The 16,618-nt window shown below is 62.4% G+C and carries 12 protein-coding genes; 4 read left to right on the top strand and 8 right to left on the bottom strand.

Annotated features, from left to right (window positions below):
• Positions 1–969 precede the first annotated feature (969 nt).
• Positions 970–2,934, top strand: coding sequence for a M23 family metallopeptidase (locus tag NIM87_RS17645; protein ID WP_254676045.1), 1,965 nt, complete (start codon positions 970–972; stop codon positions 2,932–2,934).
• On the opposite strand, the gene NIM87_RS17650 is transcribed toward NIM87_RS17645, so the two are convergent.
• Both NIM87_RS17650 and NIM87_RS17655 read right to left on the bottom strand, forming a co-directional pair.
• A complete protein-coding gene (locus NIM87_RS17650; RefSeq protein ID WP_254676048.1) occupies positions 2,935–3,276 on the bottom strand; it encodes a VOC family protein in 342 nt (113 codons plus the stop codon).
• 73 nt (positions 3,277–3,349) lie between these two features.
• Positions 3,350–4,273 carry a LysR family transcriptional regulator gene (locus NIM87_RS17655; protein ID WP_254676049.1) on the bottom strand — a complete coding sequence of 308 codons (924 nt, stop codon included), beginning with the start codon at positions 4,271–4,273 and terminating at the stop codon, positions 3,350–3,352.
• Between the two features lie 88 nt (positions 4,274–4,361).
• Between NIM87_RS17655 and NIM87_RS17660 the strand changes: the two genes are divergently transcribed.
• The gene (locus NIM87_RS17660; protein ID WP_254676050.1) at positions 4,362–5,369 is read left to right on the top strand and encodes an MBL fold metallo-hydrolase; all 1,008 of its coding nucleotides are present in this window, start codon (positions 4,362–4,364) and stop codon (positions 5,367–5,369) included.
• 59 nt (positions 5,370–5,428) lie between these two features.
• On the opposite strand, the gene clpB is transcribed toward NIM87_RS17660, so the two are convergent.
• The 6 genes from clpB to NIM87_RS17690 form a co-directional block, all read right to left on the bottom strand.
• Positions 5,429–8,044, bottom strand: coding sequence for an ATP-dependent chaperone ClpB (gene clpB, locus NIM87_RS17665; protein ID WP_254676051.1), 2,616 nt, complete (start codon positions 8,042–8,044; stop codon positions 5,429–5,431).
• A 260-nt stretch (positions 8,045–8,304) separates the two neighbouring features.
• Complete coding sequence (locus NIM87_RS17670; protein ID WP_254676052.1) at positions 8,305–8,886, bottom strand: DUF4167 domain-containing protein; 582 nt, start codon at positions 8,884–8,886, stop codon at positions 8,305–8,307.
• 344 nt (positions 8,887–9,230) lie between these two features.
• A complete protein-coding gene (locus NIM87_RS17675) occupies positions 9,231–10,286 on the bottom strand; it encodes a N5-glutamine methyltransferase family protein (RefSeq protein WP_332017536.1) in 1,056 nt (351 codons plus the stop codon).
• Positions 10,220–11,296, bottom strand: a complete 1,077-nt coding sequence (prfA, locus tag NIM87_RS17680) for a peptide chain release factor 1 (RefSeq protein WP_254676053.1) — start codon at positions 11,294–11,296, stop codon at positions 10,220–10,222. Before prfA ends, NIM87_RS17675 begins: the two co-directional genes overlap by 67 nt.
• An 83-nt stretch (positions 11,297–11,379) precedes the next feature.
• Positions 11,380–13,647 (bottom strand): phosphoenolpyruvate--protein phosphotransferase, encoded by a 2,268-nt coding sequence (ptsP, locus tag NIM87_RS17685; protein ID WP_254676054.1) that lies wholly within the window; start codon positions 13,645–13,647, stop codon positions 11,380–11,382.
• A gap of 70 nt (positions 13,648–13,717) precedes the next feature.
• Positions 13,718–14,983 (bottom strand): aspartate kinase, encoded by a 1,266-nt coding sequence (locus tag NIM87_RS17690; RefSeq protein ID WP_254676055.1) that lies wholly within the window; start codon positions 14,981–14,983, stop codon positions 13,718–13,720.
• A gap of 176 nt (positions 14,984–15,159) precedes the next feature.
• On the opposite strand from NIM87_RS17690, the gene ubiG reads away from it, so the two are divergent.
• Positions 15,160–15,903, top strand: a complete 744-nt coding sequence (gene ubiG, locus NIM87_RS17695) for a bifunctional 2-polyprenyl-6-hydroxyphenol methylase/3-demethylubiquinol 3-O-methyltransferase UbiG (protein ID WP_254676056.1) — start codon at positions 15,160–15,162, stop codon at positions 15,901–15,903.
• A 90-nt stretch (positions 15,904–15,993) separates the two neighbouring features.
• Positions 15,994–16,614 carry a hypothetical protein gene (locus NIM87_RS17700; protein WP_254676058.1) on the top strand — a complete coding sequence of 207 codons (621 nt, stop codon included), beginning with the start codon at positions 15,994–15,996 and terminating at the stop codon, positions 16,612–16,614.
• Positions 16,615–16,618 lie beyond the last annotated feature (4 nt).

The following is a 16,618-nucleotide window of genomic DNA, read 5'->3' on the forward strand; positions in this document are numbered from 1 at the left end:
CACGTTTCTCTTTCTTCAATCTTCACAATGTCAAAGAGCTGACCCTTCGCCAAATCGGCGGAAACGTCATTCGAAGGCTGAGCCTTCAGAATTCTACAGAGAACACGATACCAGCTCCGGTTGCCCGGCAGATCGTCTGCCCTGTCAGATTGCGCTGAACTGTGGGAGCAACAAGTGCTCGCGTCGTCAACGCTGGCGGGTTGTAGTCGAGACGTTTTCGTCTGTCAACACCCCATTTTCTCTTTTCCGCCGAGGCTGAAATTCGAAAATCTGAAACCGAAAATTGCTTTTGATTTCAGAGGCTTGCTTCTTAACTCGCCGCCGTTTGGCGCCGCGCTCTTCAGCGATGGGCGGGTTATAGTCAGGGACTTTGCTGCTGGGAAGCCCCTTAATGACAAAACTGCCATTTTTCTTGGCGCGCCATGTTTGGCAATGTGGAAAACTCGACCAAACCACCAGTGATTACGGCGGTTTCCGGCCGCATCGTCTAGATGGTGTTTTTTCCAGCCTTTTCAATGAGCCCCCCAATCAAGTCCGGCTTGGGCCGCAAACATCCACCGCCACAGCCATTCTACGCAGAGTGCCCAGCATTCCAGCTGGCCGACCGCTACATCCCTCGGAACCACGCTAAGCTCTGAGAGCCGCCAAGGCCTTAAAGCCAATGCCGGGATCTACAGGCCTCCGTGTCCGGGCGAGGTGCCATGGGGAAACGCAAACGTCGCCTTTGACCAACCAGAAGTCCGAGCCGACGGTCGTCTGGGGGGCCATTCATTCAAGTTAGCCGCATCCAGGCGGCGCTTATGCATGCAGGGCGCCGGCCCCACTCGCAGTTTTGCCGCATTTTTTTTGGATCAGCGGAGTTCATTGATATAGACTCCGCGCATGCACGCGGGCTCGAGCCCCGTTTGCGCGTGCATCCGGCTTCAGATCGGAACGGGGGACAGCCGTGACACATCAAAGGATGGAGCGTTGAACGCAACGCAAAGACGACGCCATGTGGCGCTGCTTCAGGCGACCGGCTACGAAGACAGCCCGGCCCTGACCGTACAGTCCACCGATGGCGAAATCCCGCAGGGACGCGAACTCAGCTTCGCCTGGCTCAGCGGCACGGTGATGACCGGCCTGACAAGCGTCCTGCTGATGGGTGCGGCGCTCTATGTCTCCTTCCAGGGTCAGGACACGTTTTCGACCGCCTATGCCGCGTTGAACTTGGCTGCCCCGCGGATCGATCAGCCCCTGGCCACCGACCTTACCTCCAAGACCTCGCGGCTGCGCCCCATTGCGGCCACCCGCTCGGACCGCGAGATCGTGGAGGCGGCAACCCGCCAGATGGTGGATGGTCGCGAGATCATCCGCAACCAACCCTTCGTGCGCATCAGCGCCACGCTGGCCACGACCAGCACCGCGCTGTCCGCCGACGTTCCCGCATATGATCCGGTCGCCATTCTCAACAAGACCCAACCGCTGACCAGTGCCGCGCTTGATATCGCTACCGATGTATATGGCACCGATGTCGATGGGGAGGTTGCCGTCAACCAAACCGAAATGCCGGCGAGTTTCGTGCCGAGCCGAGCCGTCTCCGACCAGGCCGCCGCCGATTTCGTGCGCGGCATGGCCAATGCGCAATTCTCCATTGATGGTGGCACGCCCGCCCTCGCCTATGCCGCCTTGGCCCCGACCTTGCGTGACCTGGCCACTACCGAGGCCGCCAGCGTTAACGGCGTGGCTGAAAATGTCACCGTCGTTCCCAAGACCACCTTGGCAACCGGCGAAGGTCCCGGGCGCACGGAGCGCTTCCTGACCGTGCGCGAGATCGGCCCCTTGCGCGACACCCTGATGCGCAATGGCTTTTCGCCAGCCCAGGTGGGCATGGTGGAAAACACTCTTGCCAATCTGATGCCGGCGGGCGGCCTGCCGGCAGGCATTCGCCTGCGCATCCTTTACGGTCCGCTCTCCCAGTTCGCCGATAGTCTCGTGCCCTATCGTATGTCGATCTACCGGCCGGACGGTGCACCCGGTGATCGGCACATTGCCACTGTCGCGCTTTCGGACAACGGGCAATATGTCGTGGGCCTGCAGCCGGACTGGATCGACTTTCCCGCCGAAGACGTTGAGCAGATCAACGTGGGTAATCTGCCCACCATCTATCGCTCGATCTGGGAAACAGGCCGCAAGCATGACCTGAACGACGATACAATCGAACGCATCATCGGCATGTTTGCCTATGACATCGACATGACCAAGCGCATCACCGCCGGCGACACTATTGAGATCCTCGAGGCCGGAGACACTGGTGAGGGCTCGCCGGACGAACTGCTCTATGTCAGTCTGACCCTCTCCGGCACCCAGCGTGAACTCTATCGCTTCACCACCGATGATGGTGTGGTCGATTTCTATGATCCGAGCGGGGAGACCGGCAAGCGCTTCCTCAATCGCCGCCCGCTTGAAGGCGGTGGCACGCTGCGCTCCCGCTTCGGCTATCGCATTCACCCGATCTTCAAGACCCGTAGACTGCACACCGGCGTTGACCTGGCGGCCCGCTCAGGCACCCCCATTTATGCGGCGGGCGACGGCGTCATCAGCTACTACAAGTGGCAGTCCGGCTATGGCAACAAGGTGGAGATCGAGCACGTCAACGGCTATGAGACCGCCTATGGCCACATGTCGCGCTATGCCGACGGCCTGGGCGTAGGCTCACGCGTGCGCCAGGGTCAGCTGATCGGCTATGTCGGCTCGACCGGGCAGTCGACTGGCCCGCACCTCCATTTCGAAATCAAGATCAACGGCAATCTGGTCGATCCCTTGAGCGTCAAGCTGCCCAAGGACAATGTGCTGGCCGCCCAGTACCGCGACGAATTCGACCAGACCATCGCCCAGATCAACGACCTGATGGCCCGCGAGCCTGCTTCCGTTTCGGTGGCACAGGCCAACTGATTATTCGCTCAGGCTGATATAGACGGCCAGTTCATTGCCGCCCGGCTCGCGGAAATGAAACCGCCGGCCGCCAGGAAAGTCATATTGCGCGCGTGTGATGACGCCACCCGCCGCCTCGACCCTCGCCTGAGCCGCGTCAAGATCGTCAGTCCGCACGACCGCCATGGTCGCGGCAACGCGCTCGCCGGCCTGATCGATGCCGCCATCTATCCCGGCCGCCTCAATCCCATCGTAATCCGGCCCGTAGCTGGTGATGCCCCAGCCAAAGGCCTGCTGGAAGAAGCCACTTGTCCGCGACCGGTCGCTGGAAGGAAATTCGATATAATCGATACGATCAGCCATGAAGGCCTCCCTGCTAGCTCATTCGCCACTTGTTCTGTGTTTGTTCTAACTCAGACCGAGGCATGCTGCAAGCCTAGGCCGCACTGCCGCCCGGCCCCGCGACGCGCCCCACTCGTGCCAAATATTCGATGATCACGCTGCGCAGCGCATTGAAATTGGGCGTGTCGCGCAAATGGTCGCGAGCCAGCAGATAGATCGGCTTGGGCACAGGAGCATAACCGGGCAGAACTTCCTCCAGGACACCGCTGCGCAATTGCTCAGCAACATGATAGCGCGGGGCCTTGCCAAAGCCGATGCCGCCCAGGACCGCATGCAGCAGCAGCTCGGGGTGCTGCGCCGAAAAGCCGGTATTGACGCGGACTGAGACAGGCAGATTGCCGTGCATCATGGCGATTTCGGCTTCCTCGGGATCCTCGCGATACTGAATGAAACTCAAGCGCGCCAGATCATCGGGGCCTCGCGGCCTGCCGACGGCATCAAGATAGGCCGGCGTCGCAATGAGCACGCCATCCATGCTGCCAATTCGACGGGCAAAGCCGCCCCCCTCACCGAGCCGACCCGAACGGATTGCCACATCGACATTGTCCCGCTCGAGATCGATCAGCGCGTCGTTCGCCAGCAATTCGACATGTAACTCAGGATGGCGCCGGCGCAATTCGGTCAGCATCGGCCCCATGATGGTTTGAGCGAACAGAACATTGACGGTCAGTCGTAGCCTACCAGACACCTCTCCGCTCAGCGCCTGCAATGCCGCTTGCATGGCGCCGAGCTCGGTCAACACGCGTTCGGCATGGCCAAGGACCAGTTCGCCTGCCCGCGTTGCGACAACGCCCCGACGAGATCGGATCAAGAGGGCGTGCCCCACCGCTGCTTCGAGCTGCGCCAGCTTCTGGCTCACGGCTGGTTGGGAAACTGCCAGGCGCCGGGCCGCGGCCGAGATCGAGCCAGCCTCCACTGCGGCGACCAGGCATTGCATCGCGACTATGTCCATAATCATTGGTTATGTCTGCCCTAAGAAATCAACCAGTTATCCAGACATTCGCTTATACCCAAATGAGCCGCGTCCACAAACGGAGGTCTTCCAAATGTCCAATTCCACTCCAAACCCGTCGCGGCGAAAGCTTCTGGGGGCACTCGCCCTGGCGCCAGCGGCACTGGCCCTGCCCTCGCTGCTACGCCTCTCGCCCACTCGCGCCGAGACCAATCCCGATCCCTTCAGTGGCCACGCCGCGGCAATCCGGCATCGCATCGGCGAGATTGAGATCATCGCATTGGCCGACGGTCGAGGCCCCATCACCAATGATCTGATCATTGGCTTTAACGACACGGCTGGGCGCCTCGCCGCCAAGGCGGCTCACAAGGCCCATGATCCGGTCACCAGCACCATCTCCATCAATGCCTACCTGATCCGCACAGCCGATCGGCTGATCGCCGTCGATAGCGGCGCGGGGGCTGCCATGGGTCCGACAACCGGTGCATGGCTGGACAGTCTGGCGAGCGCGGGCATAGCCAAGGAGAACATCGACACCTTGTTCCTGACCCATACCCATCTCGACCATGTCGGGGGCATGTCCAATGAGGGAGGGATACGCTTACTGCCCAACGCGCAGCTGGTCGCGGCCGAAGCCGAATGGGCGTTCGCCCATGATGATGGCGTGCTCTCTGCTCTCCCAGAAGCATTCAAGGGCATGATGCTGGCCTCCCGCGCCCAACTCGCACCCTATGCAGCGAACCGCGCCATGCTGGCCATGGATCAGGAAACCGAGTTCGCACCCGGGGTCACCGCGGTGCCCCTGCCCGGCCATACCCCTGGGCATATGGGGCTGCGCATTGAGAGCCACGGGGAAGCTCTGCTGATCTGGGGGGATGTGGTGCATGTTCCGGCCTACCAGTTCACCCATCCAGACTGGTCGGTCGCCTTCGACGCCGATGGCCCCACCGCCATTGCCAGCCGTCGGCGCATGCTCGACATGGCATCCCACGATGATCTGCTGGTCGCCGGTATGCATCTGGATTTTCCCGCCCTCGGCTATGTCGAGCGCAGGGGCGACGCCTATCGCTACTTTGCCGCCCCACCCGATTTCCGCGTTTAGCCAATAAAGAAGGGCCGGTCGCTGGACCGGCCCTTCCTCAATTGCGTGTCGTCTCGCGTTCAAGCGGCGGCGCCGGCCTCGGCCCTGCCGCCCGGCAGCAGCACGATGCCGCTATCGTCGGCATCGACCACCACCCGGCCACCATCGCTGACATGGCCCGAGAGGATTTCCTCGGCTAGTTCATCCTGCACCGCACGTTGGATGACGCGCTTGAGCGGGCGAGCCCCATAGGCCGGATCATATCCCTCATTGGCCAGCCACTCGCGGGCTTTGGGCGTCAATTCCAGCACGATGTCGCGGTCCTTGAGCAGGTCCTCGAGCCGGCCGAACTGGATATCGACGATATTGCCCATGTGCTCACGACCAAGCCGGTGGAACAGCAGGATTTCGTCGACACGATTGAGGAATTCAGGCCGGAATGCAGCCTTGACCGCATCGAGTACCTTGCCGCGCACCAGTTCCACGGAATCACCGTCCTTGAGCTCGACCAGATATTCCGCCCCCAGATTGGAGGTGAGAATGATCACGGTATTGCGGAAATCCACCGTGCGACCCTGGCCATCAGTCAGCCGGCCATCATCGAGTACCTGCAACAGCACATTGAACACGTCAGGATGGGCCTTTTCGATTTCGTCGAAAAGGATCACCTGGTAGGGCCGCCGCCGCACCGCCTCAGTCAGCACACCACCCTCGTCATAGCCAACATAGCCCGGAGGAGCGCCGATCATGCGGGCAACCGAGTGCTTTTCCATGAACTCGCTCATGTCGAGCCGCACCATAGCGGTCTCGTCATCGAACAGGAATTGAGCCAGCGCCTTGGTCAGTTCGGTCTTGCCCACACCCGTTGGCCCGAGGAACATGAAAGAACCAATCGGCCGGTTCGGATCCTGCAATCCGGCACGCGACCGACGCACCGCCTTGGACACCGCGCGCACCGCCTCAGCCTGCCCGATCACCCGAGCGCCCAGCGATGTTTCCATATGAAGTAGCTTTTCCTTTTCGCCCTCCATCATCCGGTCAACCGGAATCCCGGTCCAGCGCGACACCACATGCGCAATGTCTCTGGCTTCCACGGTCTCCCGGGCCATCACCGGATCGGGCTTGCCATCGCCGTCGGCATCATCGGCGGCCTTCAGGCGCCGTTCGAGATCGGGAATGACGCCATAGGCCAGCTCCCCGGCGCGCGCCAGATCCCCCTGACGCTGCGCGATCTCGAGTTGGCTGCGCGCCGCGTCCAGCTCTTCCTTGATCTTGGTCGATCCTTGGAGCCGTTCCTTTTCCGCCATCCACTTGGCCGAAAGCACCTGTGCCTGCTCTTCGAGCCCGGCCAGATCCTGCTCCAGCCGGTCAAGCCGGTTGCGCGAGCCCTCATCGGACTCTTTCTTGAGCGCCTCGCGCTCGATCTTCAATTGCATGATCTTGCGATCAAGCTCATCCAGCGCTTCAGGCTTGCTGTCGACGGCCATGCGCAGGCGCGCCGCCGCTTCGTCCATCAGGTCGATGGCCTTGTCGGGCAGGAAACGGTCAGTGATGTAGCGGTTCGACAAGGTCGCCGCGCTCACCAGCGCCTGGTCGGCAATACGAATGCCATGGTGCAGCTCATACTTCTCCTTGAGCCCACGCAGGATCGAGATCGTGTCTTCAACCGTCGGCTCACTGACGAAAACCGGCTGGAAGCGCCGGGCGAGCGCCGGGTCTTTTTCGACATGCTTGCGATATTCATCGAGCGTCGTGGCACCCACGCAATGCAGTTCACCCCGCGCCAGCGCTGGCTTTAGAAGGTTGGACGCATCCATGGCGCCCTCGCTCTTGCCGGCGCCGACCAGCGTGTGCATTTCGTCGATGAAAAGGATGATTTGCCCTTCCGCCGATTGCACCTCCGAGAGCACCGATTTCAGCCGTTCCTCGAACTCGCCGCGATATTTGGCACCTGCGATCAGCGCGCCCATGTCGAGTGAAAGCAGGCTTTTGTTCTTGAGGCTTTCGGGCACGTCGCCATTGACGATGCGAATGGCAAGGCCTTCGGCAATCGCCGTCTTGCCAACGCCGGGCTCGCCGATCAACACAGGGTTGTTCTTGGTGCGACGGCTCAGGACCTGGATGGTGCGACGGATTTCTTCGTCGCGGCCGATCACCGGGTCAAGCTTGCCCTCGCGCACGTCTTCGGTCAGGTCGCGCGCATATTTCTTGAGCGCGTCATAGGCGTTCTCGGCTGAAGCACTGTCGGCCGTCCGGCCCTTGCGGATCGCTTCGATGGCGGTGTTAAGGCCCTGCGCCGTGACACCGGCCGAGCTGAGAATCTTGCCCGCGTCCGTGTCTTTCTCGATCACCAGCGCCAAAAGCAGCCGCTCCACCGTCACAAAGCTGTCGCCGGCCTTCTGCGCGGCCTGCTCGGCCGTGTCGAAGACCCGCGCCAATTCGCGGCTGAGATAGAGCTGGCCGGCATCGCCGGAAACCTTGGGAATTTTGTTGAGCGCCGCTTCGACGCCGGCGCGCACTGCCTTGGGGTCACCACCGGCGCGCTCGATCAAGCCACTGGCCATGCCCTGGTCGTCGTCGAGCAACACTTTGAGCAGGTGGACGGGCGAAAACTGTTGGTGGCCCTTGCCCAATGCTGCCGTCTGAGCGCTCTGGATGAAGCCGCGCGACCGCTCGCTGTACTTTTCGATATTCATGCAACTCTCCTGGGTATCGCCCGATACGCGGCCCGAAACGGCACCGGCATCACGGCGGAAGCATGGTTCGAGCACTGCCCGGATCGGCGCATTGCTCGCGTTCAATGTAGGTACTGCTGCAAGGAACAAAAGACCGGAGCGACACAAATGTCTGCGCCGGACGCCTGGACGGCGGCCAGGGTTGTCAGGATGAACGGAATAAACACCCAAAAACAGATGCCGGGCGCTGGGGCCCGGCATCACGTCATTTTCTGATACTTTCAGTCGGCCACATTGCCGGTGAGGAAGGCCGGCAGATCCGGCACGTCCGGCTGCGGGGCATTGCCCGGATCAGCACCACCTTCACTTGCCGGGCGACGGCGGCGCGGACGGCGCTCGCGCGGCTTGCGCGGTGCCTGTTCGCCATCACCTTCGCTGGCAGCGGCAGTCTCGGCCTGAGGCTGGGCCTCGGACTGGCTCGTTTCCCGCTCGTTCTCATTGCCCGAATGCACCGGCTGGACCGGTTGGGGCGAGGAGAAGCGGGAATTGACGTCATTGGCGTCGTCGTCGAAATCGACATCGTCCTGGCTCTGACCATCGCGCGGGCCATTGAGGGCCTGCTGGGCAGAAGAGACGATGCGGAAATAATGCTCGGCGTGCTGCAGGTAATTTTCGGCCATCACCGAATCGCCCGAGGATTGGGCATCGCGGGCGAGCTGCAGATATTTCTCGGCGACATGGGCGGCATTGCCGCGCACTTTCACGTCGGGGCCGTTGCTCTCATAGTTGCGCGACAGCGGATTGACATGCTTGCGTCCGCCGTTCCGGCCACGCTGCCGGTTCTTGTTCTGGTTTGGTCTCATCGGGTCGCTTTGTCTAACTCTAAAAGTTAAGCGTCACATCATGGGGCTGGACGGTGCAAAAAGGCCCGATCCGGCCCGTGACCCCGGCGGTGGTAACTGCGCACCGTGCGGGGATTGGTCTGGCTTCATGAAGACCGAATGCTCTCGGCAGCGACCTACGGAAGTGTCCGTCCCGTCCTCGCGTCGTTCCGGGTCGCCGGAACTGCGCTGCTTGCGGCAGCGAATGCATTTTGGATCGGGTGTGATCGCCGTGGCGCTCATGATGCGCCGTTGACAGCCCCTGCAAACTAACCGCTTCGCCGCGGCTTGACCAGCATAAACTGCGTTTTGACTTAACTGGCCTGTCAACTCCCCGACAAGTGGTGCGCAACAACCACACGATCAAGACCACCAAGATCCCTGTGAACGGCAATATTGGAGAAGCCCCGGGCACCAAACAGCGCCGCAACACTGGCCCCCTGATCATAGCCAATTTCCACCAACACTTGCCCGCCCGGCTTGAGGAAGCGCCCGGCCTCAGCGGCAATGATCCGATAGGGCGCCAGCCCATCGGGCCCGCCATCCAGCGCAAGACGCGGATCAAAGTCTTTCACTTCCGGCGCCAGCGTCTCGATCACGGCGCTGGTAATATAGGGCGGATTGGAGGTGATGAGGTCGAAGCCACAATCATTGGGGCCCCGTGGCTGGGACCCCACCCCACCCTCGGTCCCTCCCCATCGAGGGGAGGGATGCGCATGGCTGAGAGTTCCGTGTTCATCGTCTCCCTCCCCCTTGTGGGGAGGGATCAAGGCTGGGGGTGCTTCCACCGCCGCGAACCAGTCGCCCAGCGCAAAGTCCAGCCGCTCGCCCACCCCGTTCCGCGCCGCATTGGCCTGGGCCATCTCCAGCGCCTCGGGGCTGAGGTCTGTCGCCAACCCGCTGGCATCGGTGCGATTGGCTAAAATCGCAATGGGAACGCAGCCCGTCCCGGTGCCCAGATCAAGCAGGCGCCCGCCGCTGGGCAGCGCCTTGATCGCGAGGTCCACCAGCAATTCGGTATCCGGTCGCGGCTCCAGCGTTGCCGAATTAAGCCCGAAGCTCAGCCCATAGAATTCGCGCTCGCCAATAAGCCGCGCCACGGATTCCCCGCTCATCCGGCGCTGCAGCAGGTCGGCGACCCGCCCCACGGCCTCCAATGGCACCGGCTCGTGCTCGCGCCTGGCCAGGTCCAGCGCATCGAGCCCCAGCGCATGGCCGGTCAGCAGCTTGGCGTCGAGCGCGGCAGTTGCAAATCCCAGACGGGCGAGGGCATCGCGCCAGCCGCGCCACAGCGCGCCGATGCTGATCGGCTCGCTCAGTTGGTTTGCTCCATGGCTGCCAGTTGGGCCGCCTGGTTTTCGGTGATCAGCGCCTCGATCAATTCGTCCAGCGCTTCGCCCGCAATCACCTTGTCGAGCTTGTAAAGCGTCAGGTTGATGCGGTGGTCGGTGACCCGACCCTGGGGGAAATTATAGGTGCGGATTCGTTCCGAACGATCCCCGGAGCCCACCTGCCCCTTGCGCTCGGCCGAACGGGCGCTGTCGCGCTCCTCGCGCTGCATTTCGTAAAGCCGCGAGCGCAGCACCACCATGGCCTGGGCGCGGTTCTGGTGCTGGCTCTTCATCGCGGAGGTCACGACCAGACCTGTGGGCAAATGGGTGATCCGCACCGCCGAGTCGGTGGTGTTGACGTGCTGCCCGCCAGCGCCAGAGGCGCGCATCGTGTCGATGCGGATGTCCTCGTTGCGAATTTCGATGTCGATGTCTTCCACCTCCGGCAGCACCGCCACGGTCGCCGCCGAAGTGTGGATGCGCCCCGAGCCTTCGGTCGCCGGCACGCGCTGCACCCGATGCACGCCGCTCTCATATTTCATCCGGGCGTAAACGCCCTTGCCGCTGACATTGGCGATGATTTCTTTAAAGCCGCCCATTTCACCCGGGCTTTCTTCCATCACCGTGACCTTCCAACCCCGCGTCGCCGAATAGCGCTCATACATGCGGAACAGGTCGCCCGCGAACAGCGCGGCTTCGTCGCCACCCGTGCCACCGCGAATTTCGAGAATGACGGATTTTTCGTCGGCCTCGTCCTTGGGCAGCAGCAGGATGCGAATGGATTGCTCAAGCCGCTCGATGGTTTCATCGAGTTCGTCAATTTCGGCCTCGGCCATTTCGGCCATTTCCTTGTCGCCACTCTTGAGCAGCGTCTGGGCCTCGGCCCGGTCGCGCATGGCCTTCTTGAACGCGGTGATCTCGCCCACGATTTCGGAAAGGTCGGAATGCTCCTTTGAAAGCCTGGCCAACTCGTCGGGGCTGGCACCAGACGACAGCGCCGCTTCGATATACTGGAAGCGCGTTTCGAGAGCGTCGAGCTTGTCCTGGGGTAGGCTGGGCATTCTTGATCTTTCAGGTCTGGAGCAGGCACGCTTTAGGGGCAAGGCACGCCGACTGCAAGTCTCCCCTGCCTATGCCGCCAGTCCTACCCCATAGGCAGGTTCTGTCGATCCGCCCATTCGGTCAGCAGTTCGCGGATCGATTGGCCATTGGCCCCGACGCTGAGGGCCGCGGACACAGCCTCCTGGATCGGCTTCAACTCAACGTTGAGAACCATTTCCTTGATCGGACCGATCGAAGCCGGCCCCATGGAGAGCCGCGTCATGCCGATAGCCATCAGTGCCAGCGCTTCCATCGGCTTGCCCGCCAGCTCACCACACATAGTCACGGGTTTGTTGTGGCGCGCCGCCGCATCGACCACCAGTCGAATGGCGCGCAGCCGCGGCAGCGCTATCGGGTCATAAGCCTTGGACACGCGCGGATTGGAGCGGTCTGCCGCGGTGAGAAATTGCACCAGGTCGTTCGACCCGATGGAGACGAAATCGCTCTCGGGCATGATCTGGTCAAGTTCGAACAGCAGCGAGGGCACTTCCACCATCGCACCGATCTCGACCTTTTCCGGCACAGGCTGCCCCGCGCGCACCAGCCGCTCGATTTCCTTTTTCAGCACCAGCTTGGTCTGGCGGAATTCAAAGGTCTCGGTGACCATGGGCACCAGGATCTTGAGCGCTCGGCCGCGCGCCGCCAGCAGCAGCGCCCGGATCTGGGTGCGCAACAGGCCCGGCCGGTCCAGCCCCAGCCGGATCGAGCGATAGCCCATGGCCGGGTTTTCCTCGGCCGCCGAACGCAGATAGGGAACGACCTTGTCGCCGCCAATGTCGAGCAGCCGGAACACCACCGGCCGGTCACCGGCGATTTCCATGGCCTCGGCGTAAAGGTCGACCTGCTCGGCCAGACGCGGCAGGCGGCTGGCGATCATGAATTGCAATTCGGTGCGGAACAGACCGACGCCCGCAGCGCCGGTATCGTCCAGCATGGGCAGGTCCGCCACCAGCCCCGAATTGTGCAGCAGGGTGATTTTGATGCCATCGCGCGTGACGCTCGGCTTGTCCTTGAGCGCCGCATAATGGGCACGGCGCCGCGCCGAAATGCGGACCTTGTCCACATAAGTCTGCTCGACATCGGGCGTTGGCCGCAAGTGCACCTGTCCCAGCGGCCCATCGAGGATAATGTCGTCGCCCGTCTCGCACATCGAGACGATGGACTGCGCCTGCCCCACGGCCACAATGCCCAGCGAGCGCGCCACAATGGCCACATGGGCGGTAGCCCCGCCCTCTTCGAGCACCACGCCGCGCAATTTCTTGCGGTCATATTCGAGCAATTCCGCCGGCCCCATATTGCGGGCCACCAGGATTGCATTGTCCGGCAATTCGCGATGTGCGGGCTGATTGGCATTGGTCAGCACCCGCAACAGCCGGTTGGCCAAATCATCCAGGTCATGCAGCCGGTCACGGATATAGGGATCGGTCTGGCGCAGCATGCGGGCACGGGTGTCGTTCTGCACCCGCTCAACCGCTGCCTCGGCCGAAAGCCCATTGTCGATGGCCTCGGTCAGCCGGTTCACCCAGCCCCGGTCATTGGCGAACATGCGATACGTTTCGAGAATTTCGCGATGGTCCGAGGTCGGCTGCATGTCGCCATGATCAAGCATGGCGTCGATGGAAACGCGCATCGAGGCCAGCGCCGCATCGAGCCGCTGCTTTTCCGCGTCCGTATCCTCGGCGATGAAATTGGTCACCACGACGCGCGGATCGTGGAGCACCACGGTTCCGAGGGCGATGCCATCGGTAAAGCTGACGCCGGTATACATGCGAGGCCGCCTGAGATCGATATCCGACCCGGGCTTGATCAGATTGTCGAAATCGCTGGTAGCGATCATCTCGGCCAGGATTGTGGCCGTGGTCAGCATGGCCTCGGTTTCATCCTCGCCATAGTGGCGCCGCTCGGCATTCTGAACGACGAGCACGCCCAGCGTCTGACCGGCGCGCAGCACGGGCACCCCGAGGAAGGAATTGTATTTTTCTTCGCCGGTTTCCGGCCGATAGGCAAAAGCGGGATGGCTGGGCGCATCGTCAAGGCTGAGCGCTTCGGCTTCGGCGGCGATCAGACCCACCAGTCCCTCGCCCAGACGCAGCGTCGTCAGATGGACCGATTCGGTATTGAGGCCGCGCGTTGCGAACAGCTCGAGCGCACCGTCATCGCGCAACACATAAAACGAGCACACATCGGCCCGCATGTTTTCGGCGATCAGGCCTACGATCTTGTCGAGCCGTTCCTGCGACGCCAAAGGCTCCGCCATCGTCTCGCGCAATTGCCGCAGCAGCACCCTTGGGCCGCCGATGGTCGTGACCATGCCTCAATCAGGCAGCCCGCAAAGCCGCCCCCCTTGTTGAAAGGACGCGGCCCTTGTCCCCTCGACTGGGTCAGGCGTCCTGTCTGTCCAGACCGTAATAGGTGTGCAGAGCCCGAACCGCAAGCTCGGCATATTCTTCGTCGATCAGAACCGAGGTCTTGATTTCCGACGTGGTGATGAGCTGAATATTGATGCCCTTGTCGGCCAAGGCCTTGAACATCGAGGAGGCAACGCCGGCATGGCTGCGCATGCCCACGCCCACGACCGACACCTTGGCGCCGCCCTTGGAGCCGGATAGGCGCGCATATTCAAAGCGTCCGCCATTGTCTTCCAAGGCCTTGACGGCCTTGTCATATTCGCTGTCCGGCACGGTGAAGGTGATGTCGGTGGTGGCACCATCGTCGGCAATGTTCTGCACGATCATGTCGACGATAATGCCCTTGTCGGCCAGCGTGCCGAAGATGGCAGCGGCAACGCCGGGATTGTCCTTGACGTCGCGCAGGGTGATCTTGGCCTCGGCCTTGGCGAGCGTCACGCCCGAAACGATCTGCTTTTCCACTATCTCATCCTCATCGCAGACTAGCGTGCCGGGGACGCCCGGCGTTCCATCGGGCGCGATCTGCGGCGCGTCCGGGTCATCAAAGCTCGAGCGGACCAGGAGGCGCACTTTGTGCGCCATGGCCATTTCCACCGAGCGGATCATCAGCACCTTGGCCCCAAGCGAAGCCATTTCCAACATTTCTTCGAAGGAAATCTTGGTCAGCCGCTGCGCCTTGGCCACGATGCGCGGGTCGGTCGTATAAACGCCGTCCACATCGGTATAGATGTCGCAGCGGTCCGCGCCCACAGCCGCCGCCACCGCCACCGCCGAAGTGTCCGAGCCGCCCCGGCCCAAAGTCGTGATGCGGCCATGCGGGGAAATGCCCTGGAACCCGGTAATCACCGGCACCCAGCCATCCTTCATGCGCTTGTCGAGTTCGGTCGGATCGATCCCGGTGATACGGGCCGCGCCATGGGCGTCGTCAGTGTTGATCGGCACCTGCCAGCCGGCAAAGCTGCGCGCCTGAATGCCCATTTCCGAGAGCACGATGGCCATCAGCCCTGCCGTCACCTGCTCGCCCGAGGCAACCACGGCGTCATATTCGCGTGCGTCGTGGAACTTGCTGGCCTCATTGACCCAGCCCACCAGCTCATTGGTCTTGCCGCTCATGGCGGACACGACGACCGCGACCTCATGGCCCGCGTCGACTTCGCGCTTGATATGGCGCGCCGCATTGCGGATGCGCTCGACATTGGCCACCGAAGTGCCACCGAACTTGACGACGATACGGGCCAAGAGATTTTCCCCGCTGATCCACCGAACCCGGCGGTACGCTAAATGTTTGGCGCGGACATGCCACAAAGCGGGTGCGCAATCAATGGGCATGAACGGCGCGCGAGGGTCGGGCCTGCGACAGGGCGCGCCTTGCCCCCACCCATCTTGGAGGCGATAAGAAGGCAAGGAGCCGCACCATGACCCAGACCACCGTCAATGACGCCGAGATCGCCAAATTCACAGCCATGGCCGAGGAGTGGTGGGACCCCAAGGGCAAGTTCAAGCCGCTGCACAAGTTCAATCCGGTGCGCCTGAGCTACATCCGCGACCACCTGGTCCGCCACTTCGGCCGCGACGCCCATTCGATCCGCCCCTTCCATGGCCTGCGCATTCTCGATGTCGGCTGCGGTGGCGGGCTCCTTTGCGAACCCTTGACCCGACTGGGTGCCACGGTGACCGGCGTCGACGCGGCCGAGCGCAATATCGCCATCGCCCGCATCCATGCCGACAAGTCCGGCCTTCAGATCGATTATCGCGCCACCACCAGCGAAGCGCTGGTCGAGGCGGGCGAGCGCTATGACGTGGTGCTCAACATGGAAGTGGTCGAGCATGTCGACAATGTCCCGCTCTACATGAAGAGCTGCGCGGACCTTGTGGCCCCCGGCGGGTTGATGTTCACCGCCACGCTCAACCGCACGGCGCGTTCCTGGGCGCTGGCCATTATCGGGGCCGAATATGTGCTGCGCTGGCTGCCGCGCGGCACCCATGACTGGCACAAATTCCTCACCCCCGAGGAAATCACCGCCCAATTGCGCCGCAATGGCCTCAAGGTCATCGACCAGGCCGGGGTGAGCTTTAACCCCCTCACCGACGAATGGCGCGCCTCCTCCGACATGGGCGTCAACTACATGGTGCTGGCCAGCCGGCCCGCCACGGGCTGATCCGGGGCGGGCGGAAAATCGTGATCGCCCGGCGGAGAACCAATCAGCCTCCCAGACATTGGAAACTCGAAAAAGAACGAGTTTTTACCGATGTTTACCTTTACCCGCGCAGTTGCTGCGCTCGGGCTGGCGGGGCTTTGCCTGATGTCACCCGCCCTGGCGCAATCGGCCCCGGATCGGCCGGACAACACCCTTGACGCCCGCACCGATGAGACCGTGTTCGTCTTTGGCGGCCCTTTGACCTCGGGCTATTTCAGCGACGCCGTCCAGCCCTGGAACTGGGACTTTGAATCCAATGTCTTTGTCGGCGCGGGCTATCAGCGCTTCTTTTACGCTTATGAGAGCTTTGCGCTGGGCGTGGAAGCCGGACTTGGCTTGCGCCTCGGCACGCCCAGCTCCGCTGAAGCCTGGGCCGGGCTTGTCGGACGGTTGACCGAGTTTGAACTGGGCGACTTCAACGTCACCCCCTCGGTCACCGCAGGACTGTCAGTGGTCACCGATACCATCGGTGCCGAAAGCCGCCGCACCGCCCAGGCCGGCGAAAGCGCCACCGTCCTCTACTATCTTGCCCCCGAAATCGCGGTTTCGCACGACGATCACCCCGAATGGGAAGCTTTCACCCGCATTCAGCACCGCTCCGGGGGCTTCGGAACCATCGCCCATATCGACGGCGCCAACGCGATCACGGCCGGTTTGCGCTACAAATTCTAGGCCG

This window comes from Devosia ureilytica, assembly GCF_024273195.1.
Taxonomy (GTDB): domain Bacteria; phylum Pseudomonadota; class Alphaproteobacteria; order Rhizobiales; family Devosiaceae; genus Devosia; species Devosia ureilytica.